Here is a 16,520-nt window from a genome sequence, read left to right as displayed (position 1 = left end):
TACTCACCCGTCCGCCGCTCGTCATCTTCTAGCAAGCTAGAAATGTTACCGCTCGACTTGCATGTGTTAGGCCTGCCGCCAGCGTTCAATCTGAGCCATGATCAAACTCTTCAATTAAAAGTTTTTTCGAAACCTAAGTTTCATGCTCATTGAATTCTGATTTTGATACCTTTCGGTATCGAATTGACTGTGCTGAATAAACTATGTTTATTCTATTGGTCACTCAGCTCAATTGAGACTCTAAATTTGTTTGCGTCATCTAGCGAACTAGAATCTGCTGTTAGAACTCAATCTGTACGAGTGCCCACACAGATGATTGCTTCATATTTTTAAAGAACGTTTCGAAACATTTCGCTGTTTCGAGGGATGTGCATTCTAAGCATTCCCGATTTTTTGTCAACACTTAATTTTGAATTTCTTTAGCAGAAGTTTCGAACTTAAGTTTTACTTGACGCTAACTCGTTGCTGCTTTGCTTTTCAGTGTGGCGCCCCGTGTCAGTGGGGTCGCATTATAGGGCGATCCGATTTTAGTGCAACCTTTTTTTGAAGAAAATTGCGAAAAAATGTTTGTTCGAGCAAAAAGAAAACAACCCGAATATAAAACAAACAAAAACACCCGCATTAGGCGGGTGTTTCGCTATTTTAAGCTTGAATAAAGTCTATAAATTAAAACTTATACTCGATACCTAAGCCTAGATAATCCTTTTCTACTTGGTTATCTGCATCAAATGTTGAGTAGAAACCATAAACCTTCGCGTTTTTAGCAAGCTTGTAATCAACACCGATAGAAACACCATCAACTTTGTCACCGGCATCGAAGTCAATAACTTGATATTGTGCTTTCAAGGTTGTATTGCCCAATTTGTACGCTGCATTTAGTAAGTACCCATCGGCCTCTGCACTTCCATCCACCTTTTCTTGTGTCTGGTACATTGCACCAAGTTTGAAGTCAGCTACTTTACCTTGAACAGTGAAACGAACCATGTCATAGCCATTTACTTCGCTATCTGCCGCAATCGCAGCATAGATAGCAGACTCTTTCAATCCAGCATCGCCGTATGTTAGCGCAGTAGAGAAACCGTTTTCACCTTCTTCACTGTCTTCAGCAATAAAGCTTCCTAATACTCTAAAGCCATTAAAGCTTGGCGACTTGTAGGAAATTGAATCACCTAAGCGATTTTCGCCTTTGAAGAGTACCTTAATGTCACCCTCAAGGTCGTTGAACTGGTCTAACTTACCTTGAGACTGTTTTAATGCTGTGTCATTACGGCCGATAACGACTTCACCGAAGTTACCTTTTAAACCCACGTACTGATTACGTGCAGTAATATTGTCTTTATCACCTTTTGAATCAGCGTCAGAGACATCTACTTGGAACTCAAGCTTATAAATAACTTCTAAACCAGAGTCTAATTTCTCAGAACCTTTGAAACCAAAGCGAGAAGCGTTACTTTTAATTTCAGTAACTGAACCTGCACCATCGTCAGAAGATTGTACCGATACATTCGCTTTACCATAAACATCTACTTCAGCGTTTGCTTGAAAAGTGAATGCACTTAGTAATGATAGCGCTAAAGCAGTCTTAGTTAGTTTCATGTGTATTTCCTCAATATCGCAACACGTATTTTCAAAACACGCGCAGTTTGACACTGGTAAATGACAAAAATATTACACATAAAATATTTCTGAAAATAAAATGACACCCAACCTTAAGAAATGCGTCACAAAAGATTCATTATAAGAATTACTTCACCGCCCCCAGTAAATTTACGATGGTTTCTATTTGCTCTAATTGGTCGTTGTCTTTGTGGTATGCTACAAATATCTCTCTTGAGTTACTTTCGACTTCTTCAACTTGAGTCAACCTTCCAGCCTCAATGGACTCTAGCGCTAGCGCTTCTGGCACAAATGCAGAGCCACCACACTGAAGAATAAGATCGAGTGCTATTCTGCCGGTGCTGGTTCTAAAATAAGGAGGGGTTGCGCCAGTAAACTGTTTTGCATGCCAGAGAGAAAAAGCAGTTCCCCAATCAACATAAACATACTGGTTGTCAAAAAAGTCTTCCTTTGTTGCGTTATCAAAAGTGCTTACAGGAATAATAGCAAGATCACTGATCGGCTTAACAACCAATTCATCCACTTTTGGCGGATCGAACAGAACAGCGAGATCCAATGTTCGCTCTAATAATAGTCGCGTGCTTTCTTGCTGTGCTTTCACTTCAGCAACAAGCGATACTCCGGGCATAGCGGATACAATATGGTTAATCCCGAATTGTAAAAATGCGTCCCAAATATTAGCCGTGCCACTCAGTGACAATTGCTTGTGCATATTGTTTGCCAATGCAACATCGACTTTGGCGCGCTGCATCCCAGTTAAGATCATTTTGGCGTGTGGTAACAACCTTTCACCTGGCGCAGTTAACTGAATATTGTTACGCTGGCGAATAAAAAGATTCACCCCTAAACTTTGCTCAAGCTGGCGGATCCTAAAACTTACAGCTGACTGAGTGATGTATAAATTTTCTGCCGCTCGACCGAAGTGACGGGTTTTGACAACTTCGACAAAAGTTTTTAATAGATCTATGTCCATTTTTCTTCCTGACGATAAAAATTACTCGTTTAAAAAATTATAAAACTTGGTCCATACTCCAGCCAGATAATCTTAGAGGACTCAGTTATGGATCATAATTTAGCGACTTTGAAAAATGCATTTGCAAGCCCCAGAGCCTTTTATGATGACGCCAACTTCCCTAGAGGATTCGGACGCAGTGGTCACTTCACGCTACAAGAAGCCGAAATTCTTGAACGCTGTGGTGCCACATTAAGAAGCTTATACAGCAAAGCAGAAGAACCTCAAAACAGTTTCCAATCTCAGTTTGTTCAGGTAATGGAAGGGTTAATTCCCCCGACTAACGCTGTAGAAAAAGCTTGGACCAAATATTTGAAGCATACTACGTGTAAGACAAAGTTTCACACGCTATTTGGACGTTCTAAAGTTCAAAACGATGGTAGCGTAGTGATCCCGGTAGATATTGACGACGAGCTATAAGCAAAATCGCCTGAATTCTATCAAGCTTAGACGCCAACAGAGTGATTTTATTTCTGTCGTTGGTGTCTGAGCACTTCTATTATTTATACCATTTCAATGTCGATGAGCTCATCTCCCCTATCTTTCTCGTATTTTGTTCTTAGTCATTACCTGTTTATTAGCACAAGCATTGCAATTAAGCGCAGTTAGGTTAAGAATTAGTAAAACAGGAAATGATTGGCGAAGGTTGTGTTACGGAAAATCTTAATCATTGAAGACACCCCCACGATTGCGAAGGTGCAAAAGCATATTGCCACCACAGTGGGATACCATGTAGATATTGCAGGATCTTTGGCTGAAGCCAAAGTGTTATTGTCACAGCACGACTATTTTTGTGCCGTGGTAGATTTTGTGTTACCTGATGCGCCGCTTGGAGAAGCTATTCCCTGCACGGTTAAAGCTGATATTCCTACCATAGTGATGACTGGTAACCTTGAAAGTCAGACTCGCTCAATCGTTGAGCAATACCCCATCATCGACTATATCACCAAGGAAAATAAACAAGCCTATCATTATTTACGTCGCCAATTAGAACGCCTGCCAAGAAATGAAAATGTCAGAGTACTGGTTGTGGACGACTCTATTTCGTCGAGACACTATGTCTCAGCACTCCTCACTCGCCATAAATATCAGGTACTAGAAGCCTGTGATGGCATAGAAGCACTTGCGGTATTAAAAGACAATCCGGATATTTCAGTGATCATTACCGACAATGAAATGCCAAATATGCGAGGTGAAGAGTTATGTATCGAAATTAGGCGACTCTACACTGATGATGATAAAGCGATAATTGGTATATCTGGAGTTGAAACCGAAAATTTATCTACACGATTTTTGAAAAATGGTGCTAATGACTACCTCAGAAAACCCTTTAACGCTGAAGAGTTTTACTGCCGTCTTAGCCAGAACGTCGATATGCTAGAACATATTCAAACGATACGCCGACAAGCAAATACAGACTATCTAACCAGCTTGCCAAATCGACGCTACTTTTTCGATACCGTAAAGAAAAGCCTAAAAGCAAGACATAAAAAGGAGCTCTACGGGCTGATCGCTATGATAGATATAGATCATTTTAAGCAAGTAAATGACAAATATGGCCATGAAGGCGGCGATGCGGTGCTTGAGTCCATTGGCCAAGCGTTTGCTCAATACTTTCCCAATGATTTAGTCGCTCGATTAGGCGGCGAAGAGTTTGCGATATATTTTAAAGATACGGTGGCTGATCATTGCAAAGAAAGACTGGAGTGCTTCAGGAAATATTTAGAGCAAAGTAGTAACGAACTGACTGAACAGCGGATCTCGTTTACTGTTTCAATGGGACTTGCCGCTCAGGTGGCTACGGACATAGAAAGCCTGATAAAACAAGCCGATGAGCGTTTATATCAGGCGAAAGCTTCGGGAAGAAACCGCTTAGTTCACTAAGCGCTTTCTTTTATCTCGATAAGAATCAAAGCTAAACATCACCAGCGCTCCCCAAATAAAGGCAAACGTTATAGCTCGTTCTGCATCAAAGGCTTCCCCGTAAAAGAGTACCGCCAATATAAACATTAAGCTCGGCCCGATATATTGAAAAAAGCCAAGTGTCGTGTAAGGTATCCGTTTTGCCGCTGCGGTAAAGCATAACAAAGGCAAAGTTGTCACCACTCCTGCACTTATCAATAGCGTGTTGGTATACCAATCATTATTCCAAAGGTTGCTCGTGGCACTGGGCTCAACCCACCACCAATAAGCCAGTGCAATTGGGGTGAGAATAAGTGCCTCCACCAGCAATCCTGGAAGCGATTCAACCGCTAAGGTCTTACGTAACAATCCATATATCGCAAACGATCCAGCCAGTGAAAACGCAATGACAGGGAATGAGCCAAAACTAATTAACTGTAACACCACACCCACTATCGCTAATAGCACAGCAAACTTTTGCGCCGTTCTCAACCTTTCCGATAAGAATAACATTCCCAATAGCACGTTAAGTAATGGGTTGATGTAATAACCCAAACTCGCGTCTAACATAAAGCCGTTATTCACAGACCAAATAAATAAACCCCAGTTAAAACCCAACAGCAACGCGGTGAGTGTCAACATCGCCAGCAACTTAGGATTAGCCAAAATGGCCTTAATTTTGGGCCATTGCTGCTTTGCCAGCACAATTAGTGCAATAAAAAATACAGACCACACAACGCGATGAATGAGTATCTCAATCGCGTCAACATGGACGAGTTGCTTAAAATAGATGGGTGCAAGTCCCCACATAAAAAAGGCGAGTACAGCGAGTAAGTGGCCTTTCTTTTGTTCTTCAATCACGGACGTTTAACCTTTGGAGGGATCAACTAAGAGGTCAATCATTATACTCTTTTTTATTAATCTCGGCGATGAAAGTTCGATGAATTCACAATCGCAAAGTTTAAAGCCTTCAAGTGCTCAAAACTTATTCAAGTCTCTTCAGATTAGATAAAAAGCAAAGACAAGGTTCAAAAAAAGATCTAAAATGACGCCGATGGATACCCTCGTAAGCACCCCAATTAACGATCCTCATTCAGTACTGAAAGATGTGTTTGGCTACAGTACGTTTAGAGATGGTCAGCTCGATATTATTCAGTCTAGCTTAGCTGGTCAGGATACGCTTGTACTACTGCCTACCGGCGGCGGTAAATCACTCTGTTACCAAGTCCCAGCAGTATTATTTGCAGGCGTGACAATTGTTATATCGCCACTTATCTCATTAATGCAAGATCAGGTCGCGCAGTTAAAAGCACAAGGCATAGCCGCTGAATATATCAACAACAGCGTCGCTTGGGAGCAGCAAAAAGATACCTATGACGCGCTTTTCCAAGGTCGTTTAAAGCTGTTGTACGTTGCTCCAGAGAAAGCCTTACAACGCGACTTTATTGATCGCATATCCAACTGTAACATCAGTTTATTTGCCATTGATGAAGCCCATTGTGTATCTCATTGGGGACATGACTTTAGACCGCACTATTTCCGTTTAAAAGAATTGCGTCAACATTTTCCGTCTGTTCCGATGATGGCATTAACCGCAACAGCTGATTTAGCAACACGAAAAGATATTGTCCAGCAATTAGGTATGCAAGCACCATTTATCTATACCGGTAGCTTTGACAGACCCAATATTCGTTACACCATCGAAGAAAAGTTCAAACCCCTGTCGCAATTGATCCGCTATTTAAAAGAGCAAAAAGGGCAAAGTGGCATAATCTACTGTGGTAGCCGTAAACGTGTTGATGATATTGCCGAAAAGCTGATTGATGCTGGGTTCAATGCTGCAGGTTATCACGCAGGCCTAGATAATGATCAGCGCCAGTTTGTACAAAACCGCTTCGCCCGAGATGACATTCAAATCGTAGTTGCAACCGTTGCTTTTGGTATGGGGATCAATAAACCCAACGTGCGATTTGTGGTTCACTATGATATTCCAAAAAGTGTAGAAGCATATTATCAAGAAACGGGCCGTGCAGGGCGAGATAGCTTAGCAGCTGAAGCCGTTATGTACTTTGATCCTGCGGATATTCCCCGTGTTAGACGCTTTTTTGAAGATATTCCAGACGAGCAACGTCGTAAGGTTGAAGAGCAAAGGTTTCAGGCAATGTCGAGTTTTGCTGAAGCACAAACCTGTCGTCGTCAAATTTTGCTCAATTACTTCAGCGAATATCAACGTGAAGCATGCGGTAACTGTGATATTTGCCTTAACCCTCCGAAACAATTTGATGGCACATTAGTTGCCCAACAAGCGTTATCGTGCGTATACCGCGCAGAGCAACGCTTTGGCATTGGTTACATTGTGGATATTTTGCGTGGGGCAAATACCGCAAGGATCAGAGAGCAAAACCACCATACCCTCTCAACCTATGGGATCGGGAAAGAGCACAGTAATGAATTTTGGCTGAGTATCTTACGTCAATTGATCCATCATGGTTTATTGAGTCAAGATATTACTCAAGGCGCAACGCTTAGACTAACAGAAGCCGCACGCGCCGTACTGCGCGGCGAATATGTGCTACAACTCGCAGAACCAAGACTTGTAGCAAAGCATGTCTATCAAGATAAACTGGCTCAGTTTAATTACGATAAGAAACTATTTGCTAAGCTTCGTGCACTCAGAAAGCAGCTCGCAGATGAAGATGATGTACCGCCGTATGTTGTATTTAACGACCGAACGTTGGCTGAAATGGCACAAAGAACGCCAACAACCGATAGCGAGTTTTTGCAAGTGTCTGGTGTCGGTTTTACTAAGCTCAGCAAGTACGGAGCCCCTTTCATGCAGCTCATCCGTAATTATTTGGAAAGAGAATAATGACCACACTCACTTTGGACAATTCACACGAGGTGATTATCATCAGCTGTGAAATTACACCTCAAGACGATGAATTTGAACTTTGGGGGCAAATATTCTTACATCAAGATGAGATTCAATTAATCGAATTCTCTGCAGGAGCAGATAGACATCAGTGGCGCTTTTCATATAAAAACTGTAATTTTAATTTAAATTTTGAACATTACAGTGAGAGTGTGTGGATAGCTCCTGATGGCGTTGATGCCTTAGAACTCCTACCTTTCCTACGCCAACAACTTTCTCGTTAAGTCCACATAAAGCTCTTTAAGTCTATAAATATTATTACTTTTGTTGCAGAACTAAAGCAAGCTGCAACAATATAATCCATACTAAAGGAATATTAGACTTAAAGGCTCTGTGATGAATGTAAAGAGGATTTCGTGTAATAGTATTGTGCTAATGTGTAGCTTAAATGCAGCTGCGCAAGCTGAAAAAGTGCCTGCTGTTGATTTTTCTAATAGCTGCGGTAATAACCGGGTTGAAGCACAAAGCGACCAAAATCTTTCACGCCAGCTAGACAGCAAACAAGCCTACCCAGAGCCCGCAGAGGGTAAAAAGGTCGTCGCTATCACGCTAAAACAACTTAATGTTTTCGATACCGACAAACCTGAAGAAGACAATGCCCTATTCCGATTTGCTAACCGTTATCACATTCAAACCAAACCCGAAGTATTAAAAAGCGTGCTCCTATTTCAGGAAGGGGATACTTACAATCCAAGAAAACTCAGTGAATCCGAGCGACTCCTTCGCAATCAGTCATACCTATATGATGCTCGTATCTATGCCGTGGAAAACTGTGATGGTGATATTTTAGTTACGGTTGTAACGCGGGATCTTTGGACACTATTGCCCGATTTAAGTTTTAGTCGTAGTGGTGGGGAAAATACTTCTCGAATTGGGTTTAGAGAAAGTAATTTATTTGGCTGGGGAAAACGCCTTTCTTTTACTCATATACAAGAGGTCGACCGCTCTGGTTATCAATTTGTCTATGACGACCCAAATATTTTAAACTCAAGATATCGTGGTCGCATAGAATATTCAGATAATGACGATGGTGAACGCCACTATATCGATGTGAGCTATCCATTTTTTGCAACCGACACCCCATATAGTTACGGTTTTACGAGTTATTCAGACAAACGTGAAGAACCCATATATTCTGAAGGGGAAACAATCTCAGAGTTCAGTCAATCCACGGATGTCACGCAAGTGTATTTCGGACACTCAAAAGCGCTATCGGGCAGTTGGACTCGTCGTCTCATCGCAGGCGTTAGACATGAGCAACATACCTTCCGTAAGATAGCTGATACCACTTTACCCATTGCACAGGATAGAACGCTCACCTACCCTTATGTTCAAGCTCAGTGGTTTGAAGATTCCTATGTAAAAGTACGCAACTTTGACTCGATTTATCGTACAGAGGATCTTAATTTAGGTTGGAATATTAATGCCTTATTTGGCTATTCAGCCGAATCTTGGAGTGACGATACTGAACGTCTTGTCTATTCATTTTCTGCCAATACAGCGCACTACACCTCAGATCACAGCTTATGGCGTTTTTATTTTGACGTTAGTGGCAACTGGAACAAAGACACAGATAAAACCGAAAATCTGATAGCGAAAACGACCTTTCAATACTATTTAAATACCAGTTTGTATGAATCTTGGTTTATCAACGCAAGCTATACCTATGGAGACAACCTGACCTTTGATAATCAAATTACATTAGGGGGCGAAACCGGGCTTCGCGGATACCCAATAAAATATCAACAAGGTAGTCGCAGTATGCTACTCAATATCGAAAAACGCTATTACTGGGAATATGACTTACTGCGCTTATTCAAAATTGGCGGTGCGGCTTTTTTTGATGTAGGGCGCGCGTACCACTCTCATCTGCCGATTGAAGCAGATGAATCTGTCCTAAAAAATGTCGGTATTGGCTTGCGTTTAGCACCTAGCCGAGCCAATTCAGATATCATGGTTCATATTGATTTAGCCGCGCCAATTAATGGCCCGGATAACGTCGATAGCGTACAGTGGCTATTAACGGTAAAAAATCGTTTTTAACGGTGTCGCGCACCAATAAACATGATATAAAGCAGAAAAAATTTCTTAGGATACGACTTTGCATTTGTTAGATTTCGCACTCAGTCAATACAAGCTAATTGTAACTTTAGTGGCGCTATTATCCTTCCCACTATTGATGAAAGCATGTTGCAAACTATTAGAAAAAGTAACACGCGGAAAAATAGACTCTCATCGTAAACAACGTGCCGATTTACTCGTTCGTGTACTCGTAGCCTTTGTATTCGTCTGTTTTATGCTCGTATTCTGGGGTATAGAACTTCGTGGTTTACTGGTGCTTGGTTCATCGTTATTTGCGATGCTTGGTGTTGCCATGTTTGCCGGTTGGTCACTGCTATCCAATCTGACTTCGTTTTTACTTATGTTTATTCAAAACGATTATCGCGTTGGGAATTGGGTAAGAATTGTTGACGGTGCAAACTTTGTTGAAGGCTGTATTGTGGAGATGGGATTGATGAGTGTAGTGCTGCGCCATGTTGATGGCCATAAGGTTGTATATCCTAACAACTTGTTTGTTACTCGCCCCGTTATGGTGCTTAGTCAGGAACCAGCTAAACCTAAACAGGTTCCAACACCAAGAAGAACATTAGGCCCTAAGAAATAGGGCCTATATCGTCAATAAAGGTTTCTAGCTGTTGTTCAACAATGCTATTTGCATGTGCAAAGTAAGCTAAGTGAAAAACCGCATCTCCTTCATTCACCAAAGGTAGCATTTGTTGGCCAATCACTATCCCACTACGAGGCGCGATAATCGCTTCTTCGCTTTGGCCTAGTGGGCTGTCTATATAAGCCAAAATTTGACCTTTTGATACGCGTTCTCCCAAGTTAACTTGAGCTCGAACAATACCGTCAACGTCCGCACGCACCCAACTTGTTGCTGCCGCGATAACTGCATCATGACGTTGTTTCCTACGACGCCCACGCAGCATTCTGAGTTTACGCATGACATTTTCAACCCCTTGCAATCCAGCAGCAATGGCTAATGAGTCAAACCGCAACGCTTCTCCCGCTTCATAAGTGATAACTGGAATGTCCAATCCCGCCGCTTCACTTCGCAACGAGCCGTTACGCAGTCGCGCATCTATCGCAACTGGTGTACCAAACGCCATGGCCATTTCTTTGGTCATTTCGCAGGACAAGTCACCGCGGATCTGCGGTAAATTAGAGCGATGAATCGCGCCGGTATGTAAATCGATAATATGGGTGCATTTTTTTACCACCAAATCGAAAAACATAGATGCCATTCGAGCCCCTAACGAGCCTTGCTCAGAACCTGGAAAACAGCGATTTAGGTCTCGTCTATCAGGTAAATAGCGAGACTTATGAATAAAGCCAAAGATATTTACGATAGGCACCGCTATCAAGGTGCCACGTAGCGTTGCCGCATCGACTTTACTTAATAGCTGGCGCACAACCTCAACGCCATTTAATTCATCACCATGAATTGCGGCACAGACCAAAAGTACCGGTCCGGCCTCTGCGCCATTAACGACTTCAATCGGAATGGTCATTGGTGTGTGAGTGTAGAGCTTGGCCACTTCCAACTGGACAGTCTGCCTTTCAGCAACACCCACTCGTGTATCTAATAACGTAAAGGGTTGGTTGATTTTAACCTTTGCCACGTGTAGCAGTCCTTTTCGCCGCTGCATTCTTCTCGATAAAGGAGATGATCAAGCTAGCTATGTCTTTACCAGTTGCCTTTTCAATGCCCTCAAGGCCCGGAGATGAGTTCACTTCCATCACCAAAGGACCACGCTCTGAACGCAATAAATCTACACCGGCAACATTTAGGCCCATGGCTTTTGCTGCAGCAATTGCAGTGCGGCGCTCTTCCGGAGTGATTTTTACCAATGTCGCAGAACCGCCACGATGCAGATTTGAGCGGAATTCGCCCTCTTGCGCTTGACGCTTCATCGCGGCAATGACACGGTCGCCGATAACGAAACAGCGAATGTCCGCACCACCAGCTTCTTTAATATACTCTTGCACCATGATGTTGGCTTTTAAGCCCATAAATGCTTCGATAACGCTTTCCGCCGCTTTACGTGTCTCAGCTAACACCACACCAATACCTTGTGTGCCTTCTAGTAGTTTGATCACAACTGGTGTGCCGCCAACCATTTCCAGTAAGTCTTTAACGTCATCAGGCTTACTGGCAAAGCCTGTGATTGGCATGCCTACGCCTTTTCTTGACAGTAACTGTAATGAACGCAACTTATCTCTTGAGCGAGTGATTGCAACAGACTCATTCAATGGGTAAACCCCCATCATCTCAAACTGTCTGAGTACCGCACAACCATAAAATGTCACAGAGGCACCAATTCGCGGAACAATCGCATCAAAGCCGCTCAACTGCTGACCCTTAAAGTGAATTTCAGGCTCACTACTATTGATATTCATATAACAACGTAGCGCGTCAATAACCTCAACTTCATGCCCACGCTGCTCTGCCGCCTCAATTAAACGACTTGTTGAATATAAAGATTGATTCCTTGAAAGAATGCCAATTTTCATGATTTATCCGTTTTATTACTTAAGTATGACTGCTCTGGATCAACAAGGATGCGGCCTCGCATCGCCGTGCGGCCCAGTAACATTCTAAATTTCATGGTTTCTCTATTGCTTAGCGTGATTTCAATTGGCCAAGCCTGATTGCCGATAGTTAAATTTGTTTCTATTACATAACGTAGTTCTTTATGACCGCCCGAATCGGTAACAACGCGCTCATCCACTACTTTTGCTTCACTACAGACTTCATAGTCAGTATTGTCTTGTTTGGGATGGATCCAAAACCTTACCCAAAGTTCATCTTGTTCTGTTTTGAAAGGCTCAACCTTAAAGGCGTGCAGACATGATGTTCTTGCTCCAGTATCTACTTTCGCTTTGATTTTTTCGATACCTAAATCGGGTAAGGAAAGCCACTCTCTCCAACCAACTGTGATCATATTATGCTCTCGTACAAAATGAGTTCGGACTTATACGCTGATTCAAGTCACTTGAAAAACAAAATAAATTTATCCTAAAGATAAAAACGCTCTGTTAAGCCAAGCACCTTAACTTACAGTAACACCACTTACACATTTTTCAAGGTAAAGCCCTATACTGAGCTAAAGTAAAATAGAGTATTCAAACAATTTATTTCATCGCCAAGATTTTAGGACCTAAATGAATTTGAAAATTAAATTATCTATGTCAGTCTTGGGACGAACTTTTTAATAGGAATTAGCTATGACTGGATTACTCCATGCGTTTGTGCTCGACGGTCAAGGTGGCGGTAGGCTACTTTGCGATCTGAGTGAAGTAAAATCCGTAATTCACAAGGAGCCACTTTGGCTTCATTTTGACTACAGCTTCGACGAAACGACCGAATGGCTGAAGCAACAAACGTTTTTGGATGACTGGGAAAGAGAAGCGCTAACCGCAGATGAAACCCGTCCGAGAACGGCGAATGGCGATGAAGGTTTGCTAGTGTTCTTGCGTGGCGTGAACCTTAACCCCAAGCAAAGCCCTGAAGACATGGTTTCTATTCGCTGTTTTGCAAACGATAAACTACTTATCACCTGTCGTAAGCGCCATATTATGTCTGCCCAAGATATGTTGGCATCGCTTAAAAAGGGTCAAGGCGCAAAAAGTATCGGTGAGTTACTATCTACATTAGTAATGCGACTTTCTGTGCGAATGCAAGACATCATCTGGCAAATAGAAGAACAGCTTGACGAGTTTGAAGACGCGATGGAAAGCAGTGAGCAGCTGCCCAACTATCAGCAACTTTCAACATTAAGAAGACAAACCATTGGTTTAAAACGCTATCTTAAGCCACAAAAGCTTGCTATTAGCGAACTACTATTGGCAAAGATTGCTTGGCTAGATGAAGATCATCGACACATGATTGAAGAGGCGAGCAATGCCTTAAGTCGATATATCGAAGAATTAGAAGCTGCGATTGAGCGTGCACAAGTGATCCAAAATGCGATCACCAACCATCAAAATGAACAGTTAAACCAAAGAATGTACGTGATGTCTGTCGTTGCAGCGCTATTCTTACCACTTGGGTTTTTAACAGGCTTGTTGGGGGTGAATATTGGCGGTATTCCTGGCACTGAATGGGGTGGCGCATTTGCCTTTTTTGTTATTATGTTGGTGGTACTAACTGGTGGTATTGGGGTGTACTTTAAACGCAAAGGCTGGTTGTAAGTAGGAGTAATCATTGGCGCTCTCGCTAGGGATCGAACCTAGAACTCAGCCTCCGGAGGGCTACGTGATATCCATTTCACCACGAGAGCGTCGGCAACATAATAATGCTAAGTGCAGGCAATTGCCAGACAATGTTTGCTATATGACTAATTAGTAACCTATTTTTTAAAAAAAGCTGTACTTTGGGCAAAAAACCAGTTATTCAACTATGCTTTGAAAATAATAAAATAGACTGATATTTCTGCCAGTTCAGAAATATCGCGATACATCATTGAGGATCCCAAATATGACACCGATGACAACAGAGCAAGTTGCAGAGTTTCTTGACGTAAAGGTTGAGCGTGTAAGACGCCTCGCACGAGAAAACTTGCTAGTCGCCAAAGACACTGATGCCAGTGGCGAACCTATCTTTGACAAAGCCGATGTTGAAAAATACAAAGAGCTAGCACAGCGACTGGGTGGGATTTAAACTACCCAATAGTGATGGCCAGTAATGTGATCAAGGAATATCACATACTACTGGCTCAGCTTGCAGCTACAGTATCCACTGCTTCAGTAACTGTCTAAGCTTTTCGGCCTCTATCATTACGCCGCGCTGCTCGTACCATTGAATGCTAACAATCAAATAAATTTGGCAAAATACCGTCAGCTTAGCTTGAGCGTATGAAGGCATGGCTTGCCGCTTTAGAGAAAAGTAAGACTCAACTACCGTAAGTGCTGCTTCAACATCACAGCTAAAACTACACACCAGCGCTGCTAAATCAAAAAATATGTCACTATGACAAGCATACTCAAAGTCGATTAACCGAACCCCCTCTGGACTTTGAATAATATTGCTCATGACTAAGTCATTATGGCAAAACGCCTGATCCACAGGTAAGGAAGCTAAGCTTTCGATAAGCCGTTCGATGTCAACTAGGTGACGCAGTTTCTCATCAATAGCCTGAACATAACCGACTAAGTCCAGCACCTCATATATTTCAAGCTCTAAGTTATGCACCTGAATAACTTGTGCTAACAACGCAGTATTTAACTTTGGCTCAGCACACACTTCTGGCATAAAAGTAAATAGTGCCATACGAGTGCGTAGGTCATACTGCAGTACGTTAGAAGTAATGTCTTGTTGCGCTAACTTGTTTTGCGCCTTTAAGGCCTCAGTAGGAATACCATGGCTGTAGCATTTTAATAAGTAGCTTTCGCCTTTACTCACCATCAGGTAATTATTGTTACTCACACCTTTTGTCAGCTTTTCTAATCGCTCAGCTGAAACCTTGAATACGGTATTCACCTTTACTTTTAATTTTTCAAGCTCAGAGTGCTGCAAGCGTCTTTCCTTGCTTAGCTTCATATTCTTCGTACCAACGCTTGTAGCCCCAACACGCCATCAAGGTGTAGAAAATAAATAGCACCAGCGTAGGATAGAAGCCTTTAAGGTAATAAAGGTAGATAGAGGCTGCATCAATCACGACCCAATATAACCAGTTTTCAAGAATTTTCTTAGCCACTAAATAAGTCGTCACCACCGCAAAGCATGTGGTAAAGCTATCTAAATAAGCGAGATCTGCTGCCATATAATGCTTGGTGAAATAACCGAGCACAACGGAAACCACTGAAGTGATAACAATGATTGAAAGATGTTTTGATAGCGACCAAGAAACAATATCACTGGGCTTGTTTTTATCACCCTGACGCCACATCCACCAACCGACGACGGCCATGACCATATAGTAAAAGTGCAGCAGTGATTCCATCACTAGTGCACCGTTCCAGTACAGCACGGTATAGATAAAGGTGTTAATAAAGGCCACAGGCCAACACCATATATTCTCTCGAATTGCCAGCAATAAATAGGCAACAGCCAACACCACAGCGATATACTCCCAACTCGACATCGCAGTGAACCCTGCAAAGGTTTCAGTAAACCAGTCCATTAATCAAAGGCACTATCAGCTGGAGATAAATCGCCTGAGATAAACTTACAAACAAAAATACATTTTCCGTAAGCTTCAAATGAGTGTTTCATTTCTTGATTCAATACTGAGGTCACTAAATCAAATTCACCAAAGACCTGAGTTGACATCGTATTTGTGATCACCTTGATCCCTTCATGCTCATTCAGCCTATCAATAAAACCTTTAATAAAAGGGATATAGTCTTGGTGCAGTGGGTACTTGCTTATTTCAACAGAAACTTGCATGGGCGCTCCTTACAAATGGCAGCCGATTATTAATATTGCTGGTTTAGATTTTCCCCACCGGTAAAATCCGATTTTGGGGTATAGTTAATCCAGTCTTGCTGATAGATAATTTTACCTTTTTCGTCAAACTTTAGCACTATCAGAAATCGCCAAGGCCCTAACTCGCGTGACGTATAATTAAAGCGATTAAAAACGCCTCTAGCAACCACGGTTCGAGTCGTGCTATCGACTATTTTATCTTCAACCACTAAGGCGGGTTGTTCATCCAGCACAGCAAAATTTCCAGCAGACCAGTTAAAAAAAGCCGTAATCTGATCTTTACCTTGTGCCTTATGGCCAAAAACCATATCTTCCAGCACGGCATCTTCGGCATAGAACTCGATAAACTGGGTAAAGTTCTGCCGCTGAGCATAGGTATTAAAGTAAGCATCGGCATGGCTGATGAATGTATTTTTGTTACTGATATTAACCGAATTACTGCAACCACTCAGTATTGATATAGAAAATAACAAGAACCCATAGCGCATCATAGCCACTCCAAAAGCCGTATTAATTGTGTATAAAAAAAGCGCCTATAGCGCTTAATTCGACAATGATAAAATATG

The 16,520-nt window shown here is 42.2% G+C and carries 18 protein-coding genes, 1 tRNA gene and 1 rRNA gene; 8 read left to right on the top strand and 12 right to left on the bottom strand.

The annotated features are described in order from the left end of the window. The 3 genes from NH462_RS13790 to NH462_RS13780 form a co-directional block, all read right to left on the bottom strand. A 16S ribosomal RNA gene (locus tag NH462_RS13790) occupies positions 1–117 on the bottom strand; the annotation flags it as partial. A gap of 549 nt (positions 118–666) precedes the next feature. Then, positions 667–1,596 carry a porin gene (locus NH462_RS13785; RefSeq protein ID WP_010379002.1) on the bottom strand — a complete coding sequence of 310 codons (930 nt, stop codon included), beginning with the start codon at positions 1,594–1,596 and terminating at the stop codon, positions 667–669. Between the two features lie 148 nt (positions 1,597–1,744). Further along, positions 1,745–2,590 carry a LysR family transcriptional regulator gene (locus NH462_RS13780; RefSeq protein ID WP_017218507.1) on the bottom strand — a complete coding sequence of 282 codons (846 nt, stop codon included), beginning with the start codon at positions 2,588–2,590 and terminating at the stop codon, positions 1,745–1,747. An 87-nt stretch (positions 2,591–2,677) separates the two neighbouring features. Here NH462_RS13780 and maoP point away from each other — a divergent pair, with 87 nt between their 5' ends. Next, positions 2,678–3,049, top strand: coding sequence for a DUF413 domain-containing protein (gene maoP / locus NH462_RS13775; RefSeq protein ID WP_010607241.1), 372 nt, complete (start codon positions 2,678–2,680; stop codon positions 3,047–3,049). A gap of 228 nt (positions 3,050–3,277) precedes the next feature. Next, positions 3,278–4,513 carry a response regulator gene (locus NH462_RS13770; RefSeq protein ID WP_253106071.1) on the top strand — a complete coding sequence of 412 codons (1,236 nt, stop codon included), beginning with the start codon at positions 3,278–3,280 and terminating at the stop codon, positions 4,511–4,513. On the opposite strand, the gene rarD is transcribed toward NH462_RS13770, so the two are convergent. After that, entirely contained in the window at positions 4,502–5,392 is an 891-nt protein-coding gene (gene rarD / locus NH462_RS13765) for an EamA family transporter RarD (protein WP_039493074.1), read from the bottom strand. The genes NH462_RS13770 and rarD overlap by 12 nt on opposite strands. Positions 5,393–5,585: 193 nt before the next feature. Here rarD and recQ point away from each other — a divergent pair, with 193 nt between their 5' ends. From recQ to NH462_RS13745, 4 genes are all read left to right on the top strand, one after another. Then, positions 5,586–7,400, top strand: coding sequence for a DNA helicase RecQ (recQ, locus tag NH462_RS13760; RefSeq protein WP_017218504.1), 1,815 nt, complete (start codon positions 5,586–5,588; stop codon positions 7,398–7,400). Then, positions 7,400–7,687, top strand: a complete 288-nt coding sequence (locus tag NH462_RS13755) for a DUF3630 family protein (protein WP_253106068.1) — start codon at positions 7,400–7,402, stop codon at positions 7,685–7,687. Before recQ ends, NH462_RS13755 begins: the two co-directional genes overlap by 1 nt. Positions 7,688–7,838: 151 nt before the next feature. After that, positions 7,839–9,506: a POTRA domain-containing protein gene (locus tag NH462_RS13750; protein ID WP_010378995.1), complete on the top strand. Its 1,668-nt coding sequence runs from the start codon at positions 7,839–7,841 to the stop codon at positions 9,504–9,506. Positions 9,507–9,564: 58 nt separating this feature from the next. Then, positions 9,565–10,128 (top strand): mechanosensitive ion channel domain-containing protein, encoded by a 564-nt coding sequence (locus NH462_RS13745; RefSeq protein WP_010378993.1) that lies wholly within the window; start codon positions 9,565–9,567, stop codon positions 10,126–10,128. On the opposite strand, the gene NH462_RS13740 is transcribed toward NH462_RS13745, so the two are convergent. The 3 genes from NH462_RS13740 to NH462_RS13730 are packed head-to-tail and all read right to left on the bottom strand — an operon-like array spanning position 10,118 to position 12,469. Beyond that, positions 10,118–11,146: a succinylglutamate desuccinylase/aspartoacylase family protein gene (locus NH462_RS13740; protein WP_010378992.1), complete on the bottom strand. Its 1,029-nt coding sequence runs from the start codon at positions 11,144–11,146 to the stop codon at positions 10,118–10,120. The genes NH462_RS13745 and NH462_RS13740 overlap by 11 nt on opposite strands. After that, positions 11,133–12,038 (bottom strand): 30S ribosomal protein S6--L-glutamate ligase, encoded by a 906-nt coding sequence (gene rimK, locus NH462_RS13735; RefSeq protein ID WP_253106065.1) that lies wholly within the window; start codon positions 12,036–12,038, stop codon positions 11,133–11,135. The genes NH462_RS13740 and rimK overlap by 14 nt, the downstream gene beginning before the upstream one ends. Further along, positions 12,035–12,469: an ATP-dependent zinc protease gene (locus tag NH462_RS13730; RefSeq protein WP_010378990.1), complete on the bottom strand. Its 435-nt coding sequence runs from the start codon at positions 12,467–12,469 to the stop codon at positions 12,035–12,037. Before NH462_RS13730 ends, rimK begins: the two co-directional genes overlap by 4 nt. Positions 12,470–12,752: 283 nt before the next feature. Between NH462_RS13730 and NH462_RS13725 the strand changes: the two genes are divergently transcribed. After that, positions 12,753–13,718 carry a zinc transporter ZntB gene (locus tag NH462_RS13725; protein ID WP_010607232.1) on the top strand — a complete coding sequence of 322 codons (966 nt, stop codon included), beginning with the start codon at positions 12,753–12,755 and terminating at the stop codon, positions 13,716–13,718. 14 nt (positions 13,719–13,732) lie between these two features. Here the strand turns inward: NH462_RS13725 and NH462_RS13720 are convergent. Beyond that, positions 13,733–13,807, bottom strand: a tRNA-Arg gene (locus tag NH462_RS13720). A gap of 197 nt (positions 13,808–14,004) precedes the next feature. Here NH462_RS13720 and NH462_RS13715 point away from each other — a divergent pair. Continuing rightward, positions 14,005–14,187 carry a helix-turn-helix domain-containing protein gene (locus tag NH462_RS13715; protein WP_010378988.1) on the top strand — a complete coding sequence of 61 codons (183 nt, stop codon included), beginning with the start codon at positions 14,005–14,007 and terminating at the stop codon, positions 14,185–14,187. 66 nt (positions 14,188–14,253) lie between these two features. On the opposite strand, the gene NH462_RS13710 is transcribed toward NH462_RS13715, so the two are convergent. The 4 genes from NH462_RS13710 to NH462_RS13695 are packed head-to-tail and all read right to left on the bottom strand — an operon-like array spanning position 14,254 to position 16,445. Beyond that, entirely contained in the window at positions 14,254–15,066 is an 813-nt protein-coding gene (locus tag NH462_RS13710; protein ID WP_253106063.1) for a phosphotransferase, read from the bottom strand. Next, positions 15,029–15,649, bottom strand: a complete 621-nt coding sequence (gene pnuC, locus NH462_RS13705; RefSeq protein WP_039493061.1) for a nicotinamide riboside transporter PnuC — start codon at positions 15,647–15,649, stop codon at positions 15,029–15,031. Before pnuC ends, NH462_RS13710 begins: the two co-directional genes overlap by 38 nt. Continuing rightward, positions 15,649–15,915, bottom strand: coding sequence for a YkoF family thiamine/hydroxymethylpyrimidine-binding protein (locus tag NH462_RS13700; protein ID WP_253106061.1), 267 nt, complete (start codon positions 15,913–15,915; stop codon positions 15,649–15,651). The genes pnuC and NH462_RS13700 overlap by 1 nt, the downstream gene beginning before the upstream one ends. A 29-nt stretch (positions 15,916–15,944) precedes the next feature. Beyond that, positions 15,945–16,445: a nuclear transport factor 2 family protein gene (locus NH462_RS13695; RefSeq protein ID WP_017218495.1), complete on the bottom strand. Its 501-nt coding sequence runs from the start codon at positions 16,443–16,445 to the stop codon at positions 15,945–15,947. Positions 16,446–16,520: the final 75 nt, after the last annotated feature.

The organism is Pseudoalteromonas sp. OANN1 (assembly GCF_024124685.1).
Lineage (GTDB): Bacteria > Pseudomonadota > Gammaproteobacteria > Enterobacterales > Alteromonadaceae > Pseudoalteromonas > Pseudoalteromonas piscicida.
This window is presented reverse-complemented; position numbering and strand designations above follow the sequence as displayed.